This is a genomic window from Micromonospora sp. DT63, from assembly GCF_049841615.1.
Classification (GTDB): domain Bacteria; phylum Actinomycetota; class Actinomycetes; order Mycobacteriales; family Micromonosporaceae; genus Micromonospora.
On record NZ_JBNCKQ010000002.1, the window covers coordinates 872,167 to 892,099 of the forward strand.

Genomic DNA, 19,933 nt, shown 5'->3' on the forward strand with positions numbered 1-19,933 from the left:
CGGCTGCCGGAAACTGTCCCAGGATCTGCGCGGTTCTTCGATTCGCGACTGCTCGGGGTGGTCGTAGGGTTTCCGGATGCATGGTCAACCTGCGCATCCCGGGCTCGGCGACCGCAACTCCCCGTGGCCGGTGGTCGCGGCCGTGTTCGTCGGCTGCTGGACCGTGGCGGTCACGGTGGCCACCCAGACCGGTGGCTGGCTCACCGATCAGGTGCTGCTCGGCTTCGGACGGGACCGGGTGGGCTGGCTCTGGCCGGTGCTCGGCCTGACCGTCGTCGTGCTGGTGGGCACGCCCGCCCTGCTGCTGGCCGTGCTGCCCCGCTCGACCACGGTCCGGGCCACCGGGCGGGTCTGGCTGGTCGGGGCACTCGTGCTCGGGGTGCTCACGGCGCTGCGCGTCGTGCCGCCGGTGCACCACGAGGCGTACCTCGCCGCGCTGGCCGCCGCCGCATCCCTCAGCGCGCTCACCGTGGCCTGGTCGGCGCGACGATCGTCCGGCTCGAACGTCGGCACCGCGCCGGACGCCACCGCGCCGTGGGCCGGCGACGGTCTCGGCGGTGCGGTGCCGAACGGCGACGCCGCCACAGCTCGGGCCATCGAACGGCCCGAGGCGGGCGTCGACGTCGCCCCGTCGGCTGCCGAGGGCCCCGAGCCGGTCCGGGGACAGCGTGGATCGCGTCGGCCCGGGCCGGTGCCGCTGCTCGCGGTCGCCGCCGGGTTGGCGCTGCTGCTGCCGTGGGCCTGGTTGGGCGCGCTCGGCGGGCTCCTGGAGACCGTCCTCGCGGGCCTGGCGGCCGCCGCGCTGGGCGTGCTGGCGGCGGTGCTGCTGGACGCCACCTTCTGGTCCCGGTTCGCGGTCGGCCGGCCGCCCCGGCCGGCCCGCCTGGTGCTGGTCGGTGGCCTGGTGGCCGGGGTGGCGCTGCTGCTGCTCGCGGCCGGGACGGGCCAGTCCGGCGCGCAGTTGCCCGCCCTGCTGACGCTGCCGCCGACGGGCTTCGCGCTGGCCGCGCTGTACGCCGCGACCTGGCGACCGACCGCCGACCAGACCGCGACCGGCCGCCCCACCGCCGACCCGACCGCGACCGGGCAGCCCACCGCCGGCCCGACCGCGACCTGGCGACCGACGGCCGACCCGGCCGGCGCCGCACGCGCCGGCCGGACGGCGACCGGTTGGCTGGTGGGCCTGGCCGCGTTCGGCCCGCTGGCCTTCACCGACCCGGAAGAGATCAGCCTGCTGCTGATCGGCACCCGGGACGTCCCGTTCTGGGTGGCGGTCGCCGCCGGGGCCGGCCTCGCCGTCGCGGTACTGGTCGCCATCGGGTACGCGGTGCTGCTGGCCCGCCCGACGGCACGCACCCCGAGTCGCCGGGTCGCCGCGCTGGCCGCTGCGGTCCTGCTGGTGACCGTGGGTGTCGTCGACGTCGGGCCCGGCCAACCCGGCCTGTACGGGGAGCGGCTGCTGGTCGTGCTGCGTGAGCAGGCCGACCTGAGCGGCATCCCGGCCGGCGCTCCCGGGCAGGCCGGACGGGACGCCCGGGCGGCGGAGGTCTACCGGCTGCTGGTCACCACCGCCGACCGCAGTCAGGCCGACCTGCGCCGCACGGCGGGGCGGCTACGACTCGACCCGGTGCCGTACTACCTGGTCAATGCGGTCGAGGTGGATGGTGGCCCGGCCGTACGGGCCTGGCTCGCGCGGCGACCCGAGGTGGCTCGGGTGCTGGTCAGTCAGCGCCTGCGGCCGCTGCCGGCCCCGGCCGGGCAGAGCCGGGGCACCGCGCCGGCGCCGACCGGCCCGGAGTGGAACATCCGTCAGCTCGGCGCGGACCGCGTCTGGTCCCAACTGGGGGTGACCGGCAGGGGGATCGTCGTCGGCAGCTCCGATTCCGGCGTGGACGGCGGCCATCCGGCGCTGCGGGCCGGGTTCCGGGGCGGGGACGACTCCTGGTACGACCCGTGGGACGGCACCCGAACGCCGAACGACCAGGGCGGGCACGGCACCCACACGACGGGCAGCGCGGTCGGGCGGGACGGCATCGGGGTGGCCCCGGACGCGCAGTGGGTCGGCTGCGTCAATCTGGACCGCAATCTGGGCAGCCCGGGGCACTACCTGGACTGCCTCCAGTTCATGCTGGCGCCCTTCCCGGCCGGCGGTGATCCGTTCACCGACGGCCGGCCCGAGCGCGCCCCGCAGGTGCTGACCAACTCGTGGGGCTGCCCGGCGATCGAGGGCTGCGACCGGGAGGCCCTGCTCCCGGCCACCACGGCGCTGGACGCCGCCGGGATCTTCGTGGTCGCCGCGGCCGGCAACACCGGCCCGTGGTGCGCGTCGATCGACGACCCGCCCGCTCCGTACGCGAACGTGCTGACCGTGGGCGCGGTGGACGCGAAGCGGCGGGTGGCCGAGTTCTCCTCACGCGGACCGGTGCCGGGCGGCATCGGCAAACCTGACGTGCTGGCGCCCGGGGTGGGCGTGGTGTCGGCCATGCCCGGCGGCGGGTACGCGGCGCTGGACGGCACGTCGATGGCGACCCCGCAGGTGGCGGGAGTGGTGGCGCTCATGTGGTCGGCGAACCCGGCGCTGATCGGGGACCTGACCAGGACCCGGCAGATCCTGCGGGACACCGCGACGCCGGCCGAACCGACGTACCGTTCCGACAACCCCACCGACGCCTGCGGCGGCCCGTCGAACGTCACCGGTGCCGGCCAGGTCGACGCGTACGCAGCCGTTCGCGCCGCCCAGGGGTGAACGAGGGCGGGGCCGGTCACCGCCGGCAGGTGATCTAGGGTCGGCGACCATGGACGCCGAGATCACCGTCGCCGAACTGAGCCCCGACCTCGCGCCCACCGTGGCGCGGCTCTGCGCGCAGGCGCTTGACCTGCCCGAGGACGCGGCCGAGGCGGCAGCCATCGTGGACGTGCTGTGGACCCGGGCCGCCGCCGACCGCGCGGTGGTGGGGCTGGGCGCGTACCGGGGGAACGACCTGGTCGGGGTGCTGCTCTGCTCGGTGTCGCCGACCGAGGCGGGCATCGGGCACGTGGACCTGGTCGCGGTGCTCCCCGACCAGCGCCGCCGGGGGGTGGGTCGCGCGCTGCTGTCGCGCGCCGAGCAGGCACTCGGCCAGCGCGGCGTCACCGAGGTGCTGCTGGCCGGGAACCCGCCGTACTACGCCTGGCCGGGCATCGATGTGCGGTACACGCCGGCGGTGTGCGCCGCCCTGGCGCTCGGCTACCACCAGGACCGGACCGCCTGGAACATGACCGCCGACCTGTCGTACGACGGGTCACCGGCCCTGCGGTCCACGGAGGCCGCGGAGCAACGGCTGGCGGGGCAGGGCATCACGGTACGCCGGGCGGAGCCCGCGGACCTGCCGGCGCTGGCCGCGTTCGCCCGGTCCACCTTCGGTGGCACCTGGGACGGCGAGCTGGCCGGGTCGGTGGGCCGCGCCGGGGCCGGCTGCCACCTCGCGGAGCGGGCGGGTGAGGTGCTGGGCTTCGCCGCCTACGGGTCGTCCCGGCCGAGCTGGTTCGGGCCGATGGGCACCGCGCCCTCCGCCGAGGGTTCGGGCATCGGCGGCGTGCTGCTGCGACGTTGCCTGCGTGACCAGCGCGCGGCGGGGGTGGACCGGGCGCAGATCGGTTGGGTGGGGCCGGTGCCGTTCTACTCCGGCAGCGCGGGTGCCCGGATCGAGCGGGTCTTCTTCCTGTACCGGCGGACCCTACCGGTGACGTGAGAGGGCAAATGGGACATGAATCCATTCGCCCGCATGAGCCATCGACGCCCCTTACCGTTTCGGTAGAGGAGGCAGCCATGACCACGGATGACGACCAGACCGAGGACGGCCCGCCGATCACCTGGAAACCGGTCGGCGAACTGCCCGGCCAACTCCCGTTCGACCGGCTCGACTACGGCGACGCCGAGCAACTGGCCGAGATGACCACCGACGGCGAACCGCTGGCCGAGGAACCGCAGGAGATGGTGGACGCGCCGATCCAGCTGCTCCCGCCGTACGACCGGGCGCAGAAACGCCGTAACCAGCGCCCGCTGCCCACCTGACGACGAACGGGGCGGACCGCGTCAGCGGCCCGCCCCGTTCGGTGTGTCGGAACTGGACTCAGAAGTCCATGTCCCCGCCACCCGGGCCAGCCGGGGCAGCCGGGGTCTTCTCCGGCTTGTCCGCGACGACGGCCTCGGTGGTGAGGAACAGCGCGGCGATCGACGACGCGTTCTGCAGCGCCGAGCGCGTCACCTTGGCCGGGTCGATGATGCCCGCGGCCAGCAGGTCGACGTACTCGCCGTTGGCGGCGTTGAGGCCGTGACCCGCTTCGAGGTTACGGACCTTTTCCACCACGACGCCGCCCTCGAGGCCGGCGTTGACGGCGATCTGCCGCAGCGGGGCGTCCAGCGCCACCTTGACGATGTTGGCACCGGTCGCCTCGTCGCCGACCAGGTCCAGCTTGTCGAAGGCGGTCTTGCCGGCCTGCACCAGCGCGACGCCACCACCCGGGACGATGCCCTCCTCGACGGCCGCCTTCGCGTTGCGAACGGCGTCCTCGATGCGGTGCTTGCGCTCCTTGAGCTCGACCTCGGTGGCCGCGCCGACCTTGATCACCGCAACGCCACCGGCCAGCTTGGCCAGCCGCTCCTGCAGCTTCTCGCGGTCGTAGTCGGAGTCGCTCTTGTCGATCTCGGCCCGGATCTGGTTGACCCGGCCCTGGATCTGCTCGGCGTCACCGGCACCGTCGACGATGGTGGTCTCGTCCTTGGTGACCACGACCTTGCGGGCACGGCCCAGCATGTCGACGCCGACGGCGTCCAGCTTGAGGCCGACCTCCTCGCTGATGACCTGGCCACCGGTGAGGATGGCGATGTCGGCGAGCATGGCCTTGCGGCGGTCACCGAAGCCCGGCGCCTTGACGGCGACCGACTTGAAGGTGCCCCGGACCTTGTTGACGACCAGGGTGGCCAGGGCCTCGCCCTCGATGTCCTCGGCGATGATCAGCAGCGGCTTGCCGCCCTGCATGACCTTCTCCAGGATCGGGAGCAGGTCCTTGACCGACGAGATCTTGCTGTTGACGATCAGGAGGTAGGGGTCGTCGAAGACGGCCTCCATGCGCTCCGGGTCGGTCATGAAGTAGGCCGAGATGTAGCCCTTGTCGAAGCGCATACCCTCGGTGAGCTCCAGCTCCAGCCCGAAGGTGTTGCTCTCCTCGACGGTGATGACGCCTTCCTTGCCGACCTTGTCCATCGCCTCGGCGATGATCTCGCCGACGCTGGAGTCACCAGCGGAGATGGAGGCGGTGGAGGCGATCTGCTCCTTGGTCTCGACGTCCTTGGCGAGCTTGGACAGCTCCTCCGAGACGCTCGCGACCGCGGCCTCGATGCCCCGCTTCAGGGCCATCGGGTTGGCGCCGGCGGCCACGTTGCGCAGGCCCTCGCGAACCAGGGCCTGGGCCAGGACGGTCGCCGTCGTCGTGCCGTCACCGGCGACGTCGTCGGTCTTCTTGGCGACCTCCTTGACCAGCTCGGCGCCGATCTTCTCGTACGGGTCCTCGAGCTCGATCTCCTTGGCGATGCTCACACCATCGTTGGTGATGGTGGGGGCACCCCACTTCTTCTCGAGCACGACGTTGCGGCCCTTGGGGCCGAGGGTCACCTTTACGGCGTCGGCGAGCTGGTTCATGCCCCGCTCGAGGCCGCGGCGAGCCTCTTCGTCGAAAGCGATCATCTTGGCCATACGGCGTTGTCCTCCTGGACACTCACGGGCCACCCGAGATGTGTCCCCCGGATGGGCCGCCTGGTGTACGCACCTTGGGACGTCGCCACCTGGCGACGACGACGTCCTTCGGCCGGGCCGGATAGCCCGCGACGACCGGCCATGTGCCGCCCCGGCGTCTCCACGCCCGGGCAACCTGGCCCCACCGTCCCGACCATTGGCACTCACGGTATGCGAGTGCCAATGACTTGTTTAGCACTCTCACCTGCCGAGTGCAAGCACGATGGACCCGCTCAGCCGAGTTCCGCAGCCAGTGCGGCCCCGTTCACCGGCGCCTCATGGGCGCGTTGCTCGGCGTACGTGATCAGCAGGCCGATCAACTGGGCGAGGTGGGCCGGCAGCGCCAGCACCGCCGTGACACCGATCACCCCCACCACCAGAACCGCGGTGCCCGGGGACGCGAACGGGTCCGTACCGATCCCGGTGGTGCCCACGGACTCCAGGACGCCCGGAACCACGGTGCCGACGATCACAGCCCCGCCCACCAGTGCCACCCGGCCGAGCAGCAGCCCGAGCCGGGCGTGGAACATCCCGAACGACCTGCCGATCGGGTTCTGCCGCTCGAACAGGTAGACCGGACCGGCCATGCTCAACGCGAACGCCAGGTAGATGCTCGGCAGGACGCAGAAGCAGAAGCCGATACCGATGAGCACACTGACCAGCAACGTCCAGCCCCACAGGCCGAGCGCCCGGCGCAGGCCGTACCGCAGCGCCGCGTCGACGCTGGCGGGCTGGCCGGTCGCCTGCTGGGTGATCACCCAACTGCCGGCGGCCCACCCCACGGCCTGCACCAGACCGATCAGCAGACTGCCGCCGACCAGCACGGCGACGAGGGTTACCAGGGTGGCGGCGAAGTTGTCCGGCAGTCCGGCGGCCGGGTCCATCTCGGCCTGCGCCTCCCAGCCGGGCGACGGGTCCAGGCCCAGCGAGACGACGGACAGCACCGCCGCCGGCAGGACCTGCGTGAGCAGCATGATCGGCACCAACTGCCGCCAGCCCCGCCGCAGCGCGCCACCGCACCGCTCGAACCAGGCCCCGACGCCGGCGCCGGGCGGAGTGACCAGGGCGTCGTTCGGGTCGAGCCCGTGACCCGGCGGGTACCAGCCGACCGGCGCCCCCGGATACCACGGCTGCCCACCGTAGGGGCCCGCCCCGGGCGGGTAGCCGCCGGTGGGCGGATAGGCCCAACCCTGCGGCGGCGCACCGGCCGAACCCCAGCCGCTCTGCGCCGGGTCCCAACCGGGCGGCGGCCCGGCCGGCGGACCCCAGCCACCCTGCGCGGGGTCCCAACCGGGCGGCGGCCCGGCCGGCGGACCCCAACCGCCCTGCGCGGTGGGATCCGGCGGACCGGCCTGGGGGGTGGGTCCCGGCGGCATCGCGGGGCCGGCGTCGTATCCGGGCGGCGTCGCGGGCGGCCCGGGGTCTGCGCCGGAGGCCGGTGACCCGCCCGGAGCCGCGCCGGAGACGGGTGAGGTGGGGTCGGACGGGCCCGGCTCACCCGGCCCGGAGGGCGTGGTGGGTGGGGGCGACTGGTCGGTCATGAACCCTCCTCAGCATCGGCTGGAACGGCTCACGATCTTCCCGGGTGGGCGTCCGCACCGCCAGCCCCGACCGGTCAGCCGATCGGGGGCGATCCGCCAGCGAGGAGGCCGGGAATTCGCTCAGGCGATGACGCGTACGTGTTCCGCCTGCGGGCCCTTCTGCCCCTGGGCGATCTCGAACTCCACCCGCTGGCCGTCGTCCAGCGCCTTGTAGCCGTCCATCTCGATCGCGGAGAAGTGAACGAACACGTCCTGACCGCCGTCGACGGCGATGAAGCCGTAGCCCTTTTCGGCGTTGAACCACTTCACGGAACCCTGTGCCACTGTGCACTTCCCTCACTCTTGCGCAGCGTTGCCTGCCCGGGCGCGCGGCACGGCCGGACGCCCTCGAACCACCGCCTCAGCGATCGACGACGGCCGCTGAAAGGGTGACCGAAATCGCACGCTACACGAGGAGTGACGGCCGCGCACGACCCCAAATCGGGCGTATTCCCGGGCGACCCGACCGGGTCCCGGGACGGGCCGGAACGGGCCCCGGACGTCCGGTCCCGGGGGTCCTCGGCGGCCCGCCAGCGGGGCGGGCCACGCCCCGAGGCAGCTCCGGCCCCTGTGGTAGGCATGCAGGCATGACCACCGATATCGGCTCAGCCGCCGTTCGGCAGGCCGAGATCCACCGGGTCCGGCCGGAGGACGCCGCCCGGATGCGGGCACTGCGCCTGGAGATGCTCGCCGACGCGCCGTTGGCCTTCCTGGAGACCCTGGCCGACGCGGCGGCCCGACCGCACAGCGAGTTCGCCGCGCGGGTGGCGTACACGTCGGTCGGCCCCCACAACGCGCAGTTCGTCGCGGACCCGGGAGGCCGTCTGGTCGGGCACGCCGGTGGCACGGTCGCTCCGAACGACCCGGGGTTGACAGTCATCTACGCCGTGTACGTTACGCCGGCCTGGCGGGGCAGTGGGCTGCTCGGCGAGCTGATCGACGGGGTGGCCGCCTGGTCGCGGGCCTGCGGCCGACCGGAGCTGCTGCTGGAGGTGGTGGTGGGCAACGACCGCGCCTACCGGGCCTACCAGCGGCTGGGCTTCACCGACACCGGCGTGCGGGTCCCCCACCCCACGATCCCCGCGCTGAACGAACTACAGATGCGCCGCCCCGCCTAAAAACAAGAGAACCGCCGCGGAAACAAAGAACCGCCCCGGAGCCAAGACAACCGACCCGGAGCCAGGAGAACCGCCCCGGAAACAAAGAACCCATCCCAAGGCAGAACCCCGGTGATGTCTCCCAAAGCCGGATGCGTCAGCGACAACAGTGCCCACGCCAGGGTTTCCGGGGCAGCCCGCCCCGCGCAGGGATCAAGCCTGACCGCCCGGAGCGGGGCGGGCTGCCCCGGAAACCCCAACCGCAACAATCAGACAGGCCGCCGCGACTGCACGATCCGGAACCGGTTGGCCACGTACGCCCCGTCCGTCAGCGCCGAGTTCGCCGCCGCGTTGGCGCCGCTGCCGTGGAAGTCGGAGAACGCCGCCGACTGGTTCACGAAGACCCCGCCGGTGAGGTTGCAGGACAGATGCACCCCGACCTCGATCGCCACCGCCTCGGTCGCGTCCAGCACGGCCTCGTCGGTCGAGTAGACCCCGGCCGTCAGCGCGCCCTTCTCGCCGACCGTCCGGCGCAGCAACTCCAGGCTGTGCGCGGTGGAGTCGGTGGCGATGGCGAACGAGATCGGCCCGAACCACTCCCGGCCGTACGTCTCGGCGTCGTCCGCGCGCAGCTTCACGATCGTCGGGGTACGCACCACCGCGTCGGCGTACGCCGGGTGGGCCACGGCCCGTGACTCCAGGACCGGCTCACCCACCTTGGTGACCTCGGCCAGCCGCTCCAGCACCCCGTCGTTGACGATGGCGCCGGTCAGCTCGACGCCCCGGGCAGGGTCGGCGGTCAGCTTGCCGACCGCCGCGGCGATCCCGCCGGCCACCTCGTCGAAGCTCTTGTGGCCCTGGTCGGTCTCGATGCCACCGGCGGGGATGAGGATGTTCTGCGAGGTGGTGCACATCTGGCCGCTGTAGAGGGTCAGGGTGAAGCCGAGGTTGCGGCACATGCCGGCGAAGTCGTCGGTGGAGTCGATGACCACCGTGTTCAGTCCGGCCTTCTCGGTGTAGACCGACGCCTGCCGGGCGTGCGTCTCCAGCCAGTCGCCGTACTCGGTGGAGCCGGTGAAGTCGACGATCTTGACGGAGCGGTGCAGGGCCAGGTCGCTGGCGAGCTTCTCGCCGGGCGCCTCGGCTGCCAGCATGATCAGGTTCGGGTCGAAGCCGGCCTCGGCGAGCACCTCCCGGGCGTACTTCACCGTGATGGCCAGGGGCAGCACCGCGCGCGGGTGCGGCTTGACGATCACCGGGTTGCCGGTGACCAGCGAGGCGAACAGCCCGGGGTACGAGTTCCAGGTCGGGAAGGTGTTGCAGCCGATCACCAGCGCCACCCCACGCGGGACCACGTGGAAGGTCTTGGTCATCCGCAGCGGGTCGCCCTTGCCGGCGGCCTTCTCCCAGCCGGCCGTGCCGGGGTGCCGGGTCATCTCGGCGTACGCGTACGCCAGCGCCTCCAGCGCCCGGTCCAGCGCGTGGGCGCCGCCGGCCTGGAAGGCCATCACGAACGCCTGCCCGCTGGTGAACTGCACCGCGTTGGCCAGCTCGAAGATGTTCTTGTGCAGCCGGTCGAGGATCTCCAGGCACACGCCCACGCGGGCCTGCGGGCCGGCGTCGCGCCAGGCCGGCAGCGCGGCGGAGGCGGCGGCGATCAGCTCGTCGGTGCCGGCGTGCGGGTAACGCACCGCCAGCTCGACCCCGAACGGGCTCGTCTCGGTGGCGATCCGCTCGCCGGTGCCCGGCTGGTCGAGCGGAAAATCACCACCCAGGTACGCCTCGAAGGCGGCCTTGCCGTCGGCGGCGGCGGTCTCGCCGTACACGCGGGGGCTGGGGGACTCGGGATAGGCGGACCAGTAGCCCCGCTCCGTGATCGCGGTCAGCGCACGGTTGAGGGTGTCGGCGTGCCTGTCGTACAGGGGATGCGGGGTCTCCGTCATGCCAGCCATCATGCCTGAGTCCGGTCGGCGAGCAGTAGCGCCGATACCCGTCAGACGGTGAGCTGCCAGTTGTTCCAGGCGTCCACCGGGCGGAAGCCGAGCTGCTCGTTGATCGCCACCATGTAGCTGTTGCTGGCCGCGTTCCAGGTGTCGATGACGCGTACCGCCGGCTCGTGGGTGAGCAGGTGGTGCAGGTTCTCCGCCTTGGCGATCAGGCCCAGGCGGTGCCCACGGTGGGCCGGGTCGACGATGGTGATCTGCTGGAAGGCGTGCCAGTCGGCGGAGGCGCCCACGTCGAGCAGTGTCCAGGCGACCAGCCGACCGGACGCTTCGTGCCGCATCCCGAGGTGGTAGCGCCGCCGGCCCCGGGCGTCCAACGCGCGCTCGTTGCCCCGGATGCGCTCGGCGTCCACCTGCTCCGGCTCCCACTGCACGTCACCCATTGGCGCGTCCATCAACAGCCGGCTGTCCAGGTAGGCGATGTCCGCCACGTACTCCTGCGGCGTGCTGCCCTGCCAGCAGACCGACCGGTAGCCCTCGGCCCGCGGCCCGGCCTCGGCGAGCGCCGCCCGCAGGGCAGGTCGGTCGATGTCGGCGATCTCCAGCCGGCGACGCACCTCGGCCAGGGCGGACTGCGCGCCGGTCGAGGCGGCGAACGCGTCGCCCGCCCCGGAACGGGCCGCACCGCCGGGCAGCGCGCGGACGGTCATCGCGACCACCCGCTTGCGGCCGTGCTCCCGCAGCAGTCGCACCCCGTACTCGTGCAGCGCCCGGCCGACGCCGCGCCGCCGCAGGTCGGGACGCACCGTCAGCTCGGCGGTGGCGTTGTCGGTGTTGTCGAGCTGCGGCAGGTCGAGTTGGAGGTATCCGGCCGGCACGCCGTCCAGCCGGGCCAGTGCCCAGAGCGATCGGGTGCCGGGTGCCGGGGTGTGGAACAGCGCGTCGAAGCGACGCCGGCAGAAGGGCGGAAAGTCCGGTAGGTCGGCCTCGTTGGCCGCCGCCCCGACCCGGTACGCCTCGTCGACAGCGGCCCGGTCGGCGCCGTCGAACGACGTGATCGTGATGCTCATGCCCGGGAGCCTGACAGCCGCAAAAGCGATGAGGCCAGCGAATATTCGCTGGCCTCATCGGACGTGGTCGGGAGGGACACTCGCACAACGCCTCCGGCGTTGGGTCGCAAGAACTTCAAAAGTCTCCGGCGAAATGCCCTCCCGCACGGAGCATCTTGCGCCGTCCGGTTCCTGCCGTCAAGTCCAGACCGGCGGGTTTTCCATACTCACAGCGAAAACCCAGTTACGGGCAGGTCGCCCGGCGCGGCACGAGGGTCAGCCGAGGAGGCCGGCGTCGCGGGCGGCGCGAAGGCTGGGCTTGATGTGGTGGGTCGGGCCGACCTGACTGGCCACCGCGTCGATGGTCTTCAGGCCCTCGCCGGTGTTGAACACGACAGTCTCCGCCGTGGGGTCGAGTCGCCCGGACTCGACCAGCTTGCGCAGCACGGCCGCGGTCACCCCGCCCGCCGTCTCGGCGAAGACGCCCGTGGTGCGGGCCAGGTCGCGGATGCCGGCGCGGATCTCGTCGTCGTCGGCGTACTCCATCCAACCGCCGGTGCGCCGGACCGCCTCCAGGGCGTAGAGGCCGGCTGCCGGGTCGCCGATGTTGAGCGACTTGGCGATGCCGGTGGGCTTGACCGGGGTGATCGTGTCCGTGTCGGCGTGCAGCGCGGCGGCGATCGGGTTGCAGCCGGCCGACTGTGCGCCGAAGACCTTCCAGCCGCCGGCCGGCGCCTCGACCAGGCCGATCTCGACCAGCTCGGAGAACGCCTTGTCAATCTTGGTGAGCAGCTCACCGCTGGCCATCGGGATGACCACCTGGGCCGGGATACGCCAGCCGAGCTGCTCGGCCACCTCGTAACCGAGGGTCTTGGAGCCTTCCGCGTAGTACGGCCGGACGTTCACGTTGACGAACGCCGTGTCCTCGAATTCGTCGGTCTCCACCAGCTCACCGCAGAGCCGGTTGACGTCGTCGTACGAGCCGTCGATGGCGACCAGCTCGCCGCCGTAGACGGCGGTGGTGATGACCTTGCCCTGCTCCAGGTCGCTGGGGATGAAGACCACCGAGGGCACACCGGCTCGGGCGGCGTGCGCGGCCACCGAGTTGGCCAGGTTGCCGGTGGACGCGCAGGCGAACCGGGTGAAGCCGAGTGCCTTCGCGGCGGTCAGCGCCACCGAGACGACCCGGTCCTTGAACGAGTGGGTCGGGTTGGCGCTGTCGTCCTTGACCCACAGCGGTGCGGTGATGCCCAGTTCGGCGGCGAGGTGCGGGGCGGCCACCAGCGGGGTCAGCCCCGGGTCGAGGGTGACCCGGGTGGCCGGGTCCTGGCCGGCGGGCAGCAGCGCGGCGTACCGCCAGATGTTGTTCGGGCCCGCCTCGATCTGCTCGCGGGTGACAGTGGCCAGGGCCGCGGTGTCGTAGTCCACTTCGAGGGGGCCGAAACACTCGTAGCAGGCGTGCTGGGCGGCGAGCGGGTAGCGGGCCGAACAGGCGCGACAGACCAGGGCGCGGGCGGGGCTGGCGGAGGTGTCGATGCCGGAGGCGGCGAGCGTCGACGTCATGTCGAGAGTCCTCTCATCTTTCCCCGCATCGCACGGTGCGGCGGGGACGGAATTGGCACCTGCCCCGCCTGTCGCTCAGCGGTGAGCGCGCGGGGTGGTTGCCGGGGCGTCGTCGGGCCGTATCCCTCAGCCCCTCTGGATGAGGTATGCAGTTGTGCCGTCGAGTCTAGGCAACGTTGCCTGTCGCCTCCACCGGGTATCCCAGTGAGTGGGTCAGCGGGCGGCCACCGCCACCGGGTCGACCACCGCGGCCGGGTCGGTGACCGCTGTGGGTTGCGGCAGGGACGACGACCGGGTCCGTGCCCTGGTGGCGAGGTTCGCCGCGACGAGGGCGGCGATGGTGATCGCGGCGCCGACCAGCTCGATGGCCTCGGGCCGGTAGCCGCGGGCGATCTGCACGACGAAGGTGGTCACCGGGACCAGGTTCATGAACAGGGCCGCGTTGGCGGAGCCCAGCCGCTGCACACCTGTGTTCCAGGCCAGCACCGCGACGACGGCGGCGACGATCACGGCGTACGCCAGTTGTGGGGCGACCGCCACGAGGTCGGCGGCGGCCGGCGCGTGCTGCCACCCGACGGCGTCGGCGCCGATGCTCGCGGCCAGCATGGCGGCCGTGCCGGCGAGCGCGGTAAGCGTGGTGAAGCGCAGCGGCGACCAGGCGCCGAACCGGCTGGCGCCGTGGGTGTAGATGCCCCAGCCGAGCACCGCGCCGATCATCATGAGGCCGCCGAGACCGAACTGGCCGAGACCGGCCAGGCTGCCGCGGGTGATCACCAGGCCGACTCCGAGGAGCGCCACCAGGGAGAGAGCCAGCAGAAGCGGCTTCGGTCGTACGCCGTCCCGCGCCCACCGGACCAGTTGGGTGATGACCGGTGTGGTGGCCACGAAGAGGGAGATCTGCTGCGGGGCGGCGTGTTCGAGCGCCAGGTTGGTGAGCAGGTTGAAGCCGGCGAAGCCGACGACGCCGAGCACCACCACCTCGACTCCCCGACCGCTGAGCCGCAGCGCGGTGGCGCCCTCGCGGACCAGCAGGATGGCGACCAGGATGACGGCGGCGAACAGGTAGCGGGCGGTGGTCAGGTTGAGTGGATCGACCCGGCTCAGCGCGCTGGCCAGGATCGGAAACATCGCGCCCCAGGCGAGCACGGCGAGCAGCGGATAGGCGGCGGCGCGGGATCGCATCGTCAGCTCCAATGTTCGAGTATCTTCGAACCAACGACACCGACCATAGGGTGTTGTTCGAAAGTTGTCGAACAAGGGTTACACTGGTCACATGGAGCCGCACGAACCCGACCTGGCCGCCGTACCGGTCACCGCTGTGCTGGCCGCACTCGCCGACGACGTGCGGCTACAGATCGTGCGGGCGCTCGCCGAGGGCGGCGAGGCAGCCTGCGGCAGCTTCGACTTCGGCGTCTCCAAGGCGACCCGCAGCCACCACCTGAAGGTGCTGCGCGAGGCGGGCCTGACCCGCACCCGGGCCGCCGGCACCAGCCGACTGGTCCGGCTGCGCCGCGACGAGGTGGACCAGCGGTACCCGGGCCTCCTGGACGCGGTCCTCGCCCCGCGCCCTCCGGCCTGACGCCCCGCCTGCTTCCACTTCCGATCGACCCGGCCCGACCAGGCCCGAGCCGGCCCGACCCTGACCGGGCGCGTCGCCGGAGCCGCCTCGTTGAGGCTCCGGCGACGCGCGGTTTCGGGTGCGGTCAGGCGGAAACCGGGGCGGGGTCGCTCACCGAGGCCGGTGGGGCGTCGGCGCGACGCCGGGCGAGCAGCGCGTCGAGCGCCCAGGGGCCCGAGCCGAGTGCCGCGACCAGCAGGAACGACCAGCAGAAGAGCGCCGACAACTCACCGCCGTTGCGCAGCGGGAGCAGGCCTTCGGGCTGATGGACCACGAAATAGGCGTACGCCATCGAGCCGGAGGCGAGAAGCGCGGCGGGCCGGGTGAAGAGCCCGGCCAGCACCAGCGCGCCGCAGATCAGTTGGATCAGCGCGGCCCACCAGCCCGGCCAGGAGCCGAGCGGGATGGCCGCACCGGTCATGGGGTTGCCGCCGAACAACCCGAAGACCGAGGACAGGCCGTGCAGCATGAACAGCAGGCCGGTCACGATGCGGAACAGGGACAGGGTCGGCCCGCCGAGCCGAGAGACGTTCATGGAGACCTCCATCGAAGGGGACAGATCTCTTCAATGGTGGGCCACGAATGTATCGAAGTTAATAAATTCCTTGCTGGTGGGAAAATCCCCGATCGGAATATATCGCAGTATGGGAGCGCTCCCGCCAGAACGTATCGCCCGCCGGGGGGCCGTACAGCCTGTCGAGCTGCCCCAGCTGTGGGGCGGAGGACCACCGGCGAGGCCGAGCGGATCGCCGGTGGCACCAGCACCTGACCGTGGCGAGCGCGGGGCCGGCCTGCGGCGGAACGCCCGGGTGGGCGAGGATCGGCGGATGATCTCCCTCGGTACGGCAGCACGGCGACGGGTCGTCGCGGCGGTCGCGGCGGCCTTTCTACTCACCGCCTGCACCACCGACGAACATCGGGACGCGGGCGGGGACCCTACGGGCCCGCCACCGCCCAGGCCCGCCACGACCCCGTCGGCGAGCGCCGACCCGGTCGCCGAGTGCCCGGCCTCCGGCGTCCGGATCCGGTCCACCGGCGGGGACGCGGCGATGGGCCTGCGCGCCCTCGGCCTGGAACTGGTCAACTGCGCCGACCGCCCCTACCAGCTCAACGGCTACCCGGTGGTGTGGGTCCTGAACGAGCAGCGCAAGCCGATCATCCTGCGGGTGGTGAACGGCGCGAAGGAGATCACGTCGGGCTTCGATCAGCCGCCGCAGCCGATCACGCTGCACAAGGGCGAGCGGGCCGTCGCCACCGTCCTCTGGCGCAACCTGGTCACCGATCCGACGGTGGTGGCCACCGCCGGGGCGTACCTGACGATCGCGCCCGCCGCCGGTCAGCCGGCCGAGGAGGTCGACCCGCACGGCCCGGTCGACGTGGGCAACACCGGCCGGATCGGCGTGAGCGCCTGGAAGGCGGCTACGACGTGATGTCCTTGCGGGTGAACCGCCAGAACGCCAACCCCCAGAACAGCGTCGCGTAGCTGATCGCCGAGATGCAGCCGCGTACCACGTCGTCCGTCTGCACCGGCGTGGAGAGCAGCCCCAGCCAGGCGGTGCTGAAGTGGGTGGGCAGGAAGTCACGCAGACCGCCCAGCGCGGTGATCTGGTCCAGGATGCTGGACAGGATCCAGAGCAGGACCGCTCCGCCGACCGCGCCGAGCGCGGCGTCCGTCGTCACCGACAGCAGGAACGCCAGGCCGGCCACCACCAGGAGTACGACCGCGAGGTACCCGAGCACTGCCAGCAGCCGGAGCAGCCCCTCGGTCGGCTCCAGCTCGGCGGCGACAGTGCTGCGCAGCGGCGACCAGCCGTAGCGCAGCGTGCCGGCGACCAGGGCGGTGCCGGCCAGCAGCAGCAGGGCCAGCCCCGAGTACGCGAGCGCGACCACCAGCTTCACCGTCAACAGCCGGGCCCGGGGCACCGGGATGGCCAGCAGGTAGCGCAGGCTGCCCCAGCTCGCCTCGCTGGCCACCGTGTCGCCGCAGAACAGCGCGACGACCACGACCAGCAGGAACGACGCCGACACGAAGATCGAGAAGAGGGTGAAGTTGAGCCCGCCGGAGGTGGCCAGGTCGACCAGGCTGGCGAACTCGTTGTTGCCGTTGTCGTCGTCGCCGCCGGAGTTGAACTGGAAGGCGACCAGGATGATCAGCGGCAGCAGCACCATGAACCCGAGCGCCAGCTGGGTCCGCCGCCGGGACGCCTGCCGGCGGAACTCCGCCGCGAAGGGCATCGTGGCCGAGGGGCGGTAGCCCCGGGCCGCACCGGCCGGGTCGGTGACACCCACCGGCGCCTCGACGGAAGATCCAGCCATCACCGGTCACCGCTTCCCCGAGAGTTCTCGCCCACCAGGGCGAGGAACGCGTCCTCCAGGCGTCGCCGGGGCACCACCCGGTCCACCCCGATGCCGGCGCGCACCAGCTCCGCCACCACCTCGCTGCGGGCCGTGCCGTTGGTGTCGACCACCAGCTGCCCGTCGCTCTCCGGCAGCACCCGTACGCCGTGCAGCCGGTCCAGCACCGCCCGCGCCGCCACCGGATCGGTCACGTCGAACAGCACGCTCGGCGACTCGCCGACGATCTCCTGCACCGGCCCGGACGCCACGATCCGGCCCTTGTTCACCACCACGGCGTGCGTGCACGTCTGCTCCACCTCGGCCAGCAGGTGGCTGGAGACCAGCACCGCGCGACCGTCGGTGGCGTAGCGCTGGAGCACCCGGCGCATCTCGGCGATCTGCGGCGGGTCGAGCCCGTCGGTCGGCTCGTCCAGCACCAGCAGCTCGGGAAGGCCGAGCATCGCCTGGGCGATGGCGAGCCGCTGGCGCATGCCGTGGCTGTAATTCTTGATCTTCCGGTGCACCGAGTCGCCCAGCCCGGCGATCTCCAGAGCCGTGTCGAAGTGCGCGTCCTCGGCCGGCCGGCCGGTGGCCTTCCAGTACGCCTTCAGGTTGTCCAGACCGGACAGGTGCGGCAGGAAACCGGGCCCCTCCACCAGCGCGCCGATCCGGGACAGCACCGGCGAGCCGGGCACCAGCCGACGACCGAAGACGTAGATCTCGCCGGCGGTCGGCTGGGTCAGCCCCATCAGCACCCGCAGGGTGGTGGTCTTACCGGCGCCGTTCGGCCCGAGCAGACCCACGACCTGACCGGGGTGCACCTCGAAGTCGACGTTCGACACCGCGACGAAGCCGTCCGCGTACTCCTTGCGCAGCGCGCGTACGGCCAGCGGGGTGTCCGCGTACTCCGGATGCACCGAGCGGTCCTGGCGGCGGTGCCGGCGGCGGACCAGGGCGACGACCACGACGAGCCCGATCACGATGGCGGCGAGCAGGCCGGCGAGCACCCAGCGCCAGATCGTGGCGGCGGTGGGGATCGGCTCGCCGCTGACGGTGGGCAGGCTGACCGCGCCGTCCGCAGCCACCGTGTAGACGGTCGGCGCGGCCGGCGTGGTGTACGCCTGGTCGGAGGTGGCCACCACCAGCCGCAGCCGGTGGCCGGCCTCGACGCGGCGGACGATCCCGGGCAGCGTCACGGTGACCGGGCGGGCGTCCTGCACCCGCTGCGGCAGGCCGGTGAGCCGGATCGGGGCGACCAGGCCGTTCGGCAGGGTGGCCGCGCCGTCGGGGTCGACGTCGTAGAGCTTGACGAAGAGCACCGCCTCCCCGGTCGGCGAGGCGGCCCGCACCGTGACGGTGGGTGCGCCCGCCACGTCCACCGCCTCGGTGAGCGGTGCCGACTCGAACCGGGCGTGCTGGCCGGGCACGTCACCGGCCACCCCGTCCAGCAGCGAGGCGAGCCCGCCCGCGAACGGGATCGAGGAGATGGCGGCCGGGTTGCCGTTCGGCGGGTTCGCGATCGGCTGCGCCGGACCGGTGACCGTCACCTCCCGGCGGGCGTTGCCGCCCAGGCCCGGATAGTCGGCGCGGCGGAAGCCGGTGGCGACCAGGCCCCGGTCGAGCGCGTCGAAGCCGGCGATCCGCGACCAGGTGAAGTCGTCGCCGGGCGCGTCGCCCTCGCCCTTGACGTAGTGGTCGAGCCACTGGACGGTCAGGAACTTCACCCGGTCCGAGTCCGAGCGGGGTCCACTGCCACCGTCGTGGCCGCCGGTGAACCAGGCGACCCGGACCGGGGTGCCGGCGGCGGCGATGCCCTTGGCGTTCGCGTCCGCCTCACCGAGCGGGAAGAGCGTGTCCGCCTCACCCTGCACCAGCAGGGTGGGGGCCTTGATCCGGTCCAGCACGCCCGCCGGGCTGGAGCGGCGCAGCAGGTCCACGGCGGCCTGGTCGGCCTGGCCGGTGGTGGCGATCCGCAGGTACGCGGCGCACACGTCGGCGGCGAACCGCCCGCAGGACGGGTCGGCGGCGCCGGCCGGGGCGCCACCGGGAGCGGTGCCCGGGCCCGCACCCGGGCCCGGGCTGGGCGGGCCGGCCGACGCCGGCGCCTGCTCGGGCTGGGCCGCGGTCGTACCGGAGAGGCCGGCCGGGCCACTGCCCACGTTGCCGCCCCCACCGAAGAAGAGACCCGCCCAGCCCTTCTTGAACACGCCCTCGGTCGGTGCCGCGCCGGTGCTCTCCGGCAGGAACGCCCGGGACAGATCGTTCCAGGTGATCATGGGGACGATAGCGTCCACCCGCCGGTCCTGGGCGGCCAGCAGCAGCGCCAATCCGCCGCCGTACGAGCCGCCGACCACGCCGACCTTCGGGTCACCGGGGGCGTCGGTGCGCACCTCGGGCCGGGCGGCCAGCCAGTCCAGCAGCCGCTCGGCGTCGCGCACCTCGTAGTCCGGGTTGTCCAGGTGGATCTCGCCGCCGCTGCGGCCGAAGCCCCGCGCGGTCCAGGTCAGCACCGCGTAGCCGCGCCCGGCGAACTCCTCCGCGTCCGAGCGCACCGACTCCTTTGTACCGCCGAACCCGTGCGCCAGCAGCACCGCCGGCACCTTCCGGCCGGACGAGGCGTCGTCCGGCAGGTAGAGGGTCGTGTCCAGATTCACCGGCTGGTCGCCGGCTGGTCCGGAGCGGACGGTGAGCATCGCGCTCTCGGTGCGTACGCCCGATCCCTGTGGCCACACCGCCCAGGTCACGGCGGCTGCCAGCAGCACGACGACAGCCACTGCGGCGATCGCGCGGCGGCGGGTGGGCAGGGCACGCCGGAACCACGCGGCCGGCGAGGGCGGTCTCATGCGGCACACGGTACGGGCCGCAGGCTGAGCGTTGGCTGAGATCCGCCGTACGTCCGTCCGGTTGCTCCGATCGGTGATCCACTCCGGTGCGACCGCCCATCCTCCGCCGCGGCCGGGTGAGTTGAGTTC

The 19,933-nt window shown here is 72.6% G+C and carries 16 protein-coding genes and 1 riboswitch; of the genes, 6 read left to right on the forward strand and 10 right to left on the reverse strand.

All coding sequences use genetic code 11. The features are described 5' to 3' along the window. Nucleotides 1-76 precede the first annotated feature (76 nt). The 3 genes from ACLQ27_RS10885 (at nucleotide 77) to ACLQ27_RS10895 (ending at nucleotide 4,054) form a co-directional block, all read left to right on the forward strand. Complete coding sequence (locus ACLQ27_RS10885) at nucleotides 77-2,746, forward strand: S8 family serine peptidase (RefSeq protein ID WP_425866571.1); 2,670 nt, start codon at nucleotides 77-79, stop codon at nucleotides 2,744-2,746. A 49-nt stretch (nucleotides 2,747-2,795) separates the two neighbouring features. Beyond that, complete coding sequence (locus ACLQ27_RS10890) at nucleotides 2,796-3,731, forward strand: GNAT family N-acetyltransferase (protein ID WP_357494833.1); 936 nt, start codon at nucleotides 2,796-2,798, stop codon at nucleotides 3,729-3,731. Nucleotides 3,732-3,808: 77 nt separating this feature from the next. Next, nucleotides 3,809-4,054 carry a hypothetical protein gene (locus ACLQ27_RS10895; RefSeq protein ID WP_234583310.1) on the forward strand — a complete coding sequence of 82 codons (246 nt, stop codon included), beginning with the start codon at nucleotides 3,809-3,811 and terminating at the stop codon, nucleotides 4,052-4,054. Nucleotides 4,055-4,112: 58 nt separating this feature from the next. Here ACLQ27_RS10895 and groL read toward each other — a convergent pair whose 3' ends face one another. From groL to ACLQ27_RS10910, 3 genes are all read right to left on the reverse strand, one after another. After that, nucleotides 4,113-5,735 carry a chaperonin GroEL gene (gene groL / locus ACLQ27_RS10900; RefSeq protein WP_234583311.1) on the reverse strand — a complete coding sequence of 541 codons (1,623 nt, stop codon included), beginning with the start codon at nucleotides 5,733-5,735 and terminating at the stop codon, nucleotides 4,113-4,115. Nucleotides 5,736-6,007: 272 nt separating this feature from the next. Beyond that, complete coding sequence (locus ACLQ27_RS10905; protein WP_425866574.1) at nucleotides 6,008-7,315, reverse strand: hypothetical protein; 1,308 nt, start codon at nucleotides 7,313-7,315, stop codon at nucleotides 6,008-6,010. A gap of 120 nt (nucleotides 7,316-7,435) precedes the next feature. Beyond that, a complete protein-coding gene (locus ACLQ27_RS10910; RefSeq protein ID WP_088950422.1) occupies nucleotides 7,436-7,639 on the reverse strand; it encodes a cold-shock protein in 204 nt (67 codons plus the stop codon). 302 nt (nucleotides 7,640-7,941) lie between these two features. On the opposite strand from ACLQ27_RS10910, the gene ACLQ27_RS10915 reads away from it, so the two are divergent. After that, nucleotides 7,942-8,472, forward strand: a complete 531-nt coding sequence (locus tag ACLQ27_RS10915; RefSeq protein WP_357494837.1) for a GNAT family N-acetyltransferase — start codon at nucleotides 7,942-7,944, stop codon at nucleotides 8,470-8,472. Between the two features lie 248 nt (nucleotides 8,473-8,720). Here the strand turns inward: ACLQ27_RS10915 and paaN are convergent, their stop codons facing one another. The 4 genes from paaN to ACLQ27_RS10935 all read right to left on the reverse strand — a co-directional run bounded on the left by paaN (nucleotide 8,721) and on the right by ACLQ27_RS10935 (nucleotide 14,188). Then, nucleotides 8,721-10,394: a phenylacetic acid degradation protein PaaN gene (gene paaN, locus ACLQ27_RS10920; RefSeq protein WP_357494839.1), complete on the reverse strand. Its 1,674-nt coding sequence runs from the start codon at nucleotides 10,392-10,394 to the stop codon at nucleotides 8,721-8,723. 50 nt (nucleotides 10,395-10,444) lie between these two features. Further along, nucleotides 10,445-11,464, reverse strand: a complete 1,020-nt coding sequence (locus ACLQ27_RS10925) for a GNAT family N-acetyltransferase (RefSeq protein ID WP_425866577.1) — start codon at nucleotides 11,462-11,464, stop codon at nucleotides 10,445-10,447. A 255-nt stretch (nucleotides 11,465-11,719) separates the two neighbouring features. Beyond that, complete coding sequence (gene thrC, locus ACLQ27_RS10930; RefSeq protein WP_234583316.1) at nucleotides 11,720-13,006, reverse strand: threonine synthase; 1,287 nt, start codon at nucleotides 13,004-13,006, stop codon at nucleotides 11,720-11,722. A gap of 10 nt (nucleotides 13,007-13,016) precedes the next feature. Beyond that, nucleotides 13,017-13,152: riboswitch (SAM riboswitch) on the reverse strand. A gap of 67 nt (nucleotides 13,153-13,219) precedes the next feature. Further along, on the reverse strand, nucleotides 13,220-14,188 hold the full coding sequence (locus tag ACLQ27_RS10935; protein ID WP_425866579.1) for a DMT family transporter: 969 nt from the start codon (nucleotides 14,186-14,188) through the stop codon (nucleotides 13,220-13,222). 91 nt (nucleotides 14,189-14,279) lie between these two features. Here ACLQ27_RS10935 and ACLQ27_RS10940 point away from each other — a divergent pair, with 91 nt between their 5' ends. After that, nucleotides 14,280-14,585 (forward strand): ArsR/SmtB family transcription factor, encoded by a 306-nt coding sequence (locus ACLQ27_RS10940; protein WP_234583318.1) that lies wholly within the window; start codon nucleotides 14,280-14,282, stop codon nucleotides 14,583-14,585. Nucleotides 14,586-14,709: 124 nt separating this feature from the next. Here the strand turns inward: ACLQ27_RS10940 and ACLQ27_RS10945 are convergent, their stop codons facing one another. Next, nucleotides 14,710-15,159: a DoxX family protein gene (locus ACLQ27_RS10945; RefSeq protein ID WP_234583319.1), complete on the reverse strand. Its 450-nt coding sequence runs from the start codon at nucleotides 15,157-15,159 to the stop codon at nucleotides 14,710-14,712. A 292-nt stretch (nucleotides 15,160-15,451) separates the two neighbouring features. Here ACLQ27_RS10945 and ACLQ27_RS10950 point away from each other — a divergent pair, with 292 nt between their 5' ends. Further along, nucleotides 15,452-16,054: a DUF4232 domain-containing protein gene (locus ACLQ27_RS10950; RefSeq protein ID WP_425866581.1), complete on the forward strand. Its 603-nt coding sequence runs from the start codon at nucleotides 15,452-15,454 to the stop codon at nucleotides 16,052-16,054. Here the strand turns inward: ACLQ27_RS10950 and ACLQ27_RS10955 are convergent. Continuing rightward, complete coding sequence (locus ACLQ27_RS10955) at nucleotides 16,044-16,940, reverse strand: ABC transporter permease (protein ID WP_234583321.1); 897 nt, start codon at nucleotides 16,938-16,940, stop codon at nucleotides 16,044-16,046. The genes ACLQ27_RS10950 and ACLQ27_RS10955 overlap by 11 nt on opposite strands. Further along, a complete protein-coding gene (locus ACLQ27_RS10960) occupies nucleotides 16,940-19,804 on the reverse strand; it encodes an alpha/beta fold hydrolase (RefSeq protein WP_357494850.1) in 2,865 nt (954 codons plus the stop codon). The genes ACLQ27_RS10955 and ACLQ27_RS10960 overlap by 1 nt, the downstream gene beginning before the upstream one ends. Nucleotides 19,805-19,933: the final 129 nt, after the last annotated feature.

Coding starts and splice junctions, on each gene's coding strand:
- ACLQ27_RS10885 (WP_425866571.1), top strand. CDS start 77: ATGCATGGTCAACCTGCGCATCCCGGGCTCGGCGACCGCAACTCCCCG.
- ACLQ27_RS10890 (WP_357494833.1), top strand. CDS start 2,796: ATGGACGCCGAGATCACCGTCGCCGAACTGAGCCCCGACCTCGCGCCC.
- ACLQ27_RS10895 (WP_234583310.1), top strand. CDS start 3,809: ATGACCACGGATGACGACCAGACCGAGGACGGCCCGCCGATCACCTGG.
- groL (WP_234583311.1), bottom strand. CDS start 5,735: ATGGCCAAGATGATCGCTTTCGACGAAGAGGCTCGCCGCGGCCTCGAG.
- ACLQ27_RS10905 (WP_425866574.1), bottom strand. CDS start 7,315: ATGACCGACCAGTCGCCCCCACCCACCACGCCCTCCGGGCCGGGTGAG.
- ACLQ27_RS10915 (WP_357494837.1), top strand. CDS start 7,942: ATGACCACCGATATCGGCTCAGCCGCCGTTCGGCAGGCCGAGATCCAC.
- paaN (WP_357494839.1), bottom strand. CDS start 10,394: ATGACGGAGACCCCGCATCCCCTGTACGACAGGCACGCCGACACCCTC.
- ACLQ27_RS10925 (WP_425866577.1), bottom strand. CDS start 11,464: ATGAGCATCACGATCACGTCGTTCGACGGCGCCGACCGGGCCGCTGTC.
- thrC (WP_234583316.1), bottom strand. CDS start 13,006: ATGACGTCGACGCTCGCCGCCTCCGGCATCGACACCTCCGCCAGCCCC.
- ACLQ27_RS10935 (WP_425866579.1), bottom strand. CDS start 14,188: ATGCGATCCCGCGCCGCCGCCTATCCGCTGCTCGCCGTGCTCGCCTGG.
- ACLQ27_RS10940 (WP_234583318.1), top strand. CDS start 14,280: ATGGAGCCGCACGAACCCGACCTGGCCGCCGTACCGGTCACCGCTGTG.
- ACLQ27_RS10945 (WP_234583319.1), bottom strand. CDS start 15,159: ATGAACGTCTCTCGGCTCGGCGGGCCGACCCTGTCCCTGTTCCGCATC.
- ACLQ27_RS10950 (WP_425866581.1), top strand. CDS start 15,452: ATGATCTCCCTCGGTACGGCAGCACGGCGACGGGTCGTCGCGGCGGTC.
- ACLQ27_RS10955 (WP_234583321.1), bottom strand. CDS start 16,940: ATGGCTGGATCTTCCGTCGAGGCGCCGGTGGGTGTCACCGACCCGGCC.
- ACLQ27_RS10960 (WP_357494850.1), bottom strand. CDS start 19,804: ATGAGACCGCCCTCGCCGGCCGCGTGGTTCCGGCGTGCCCTGCCCACC.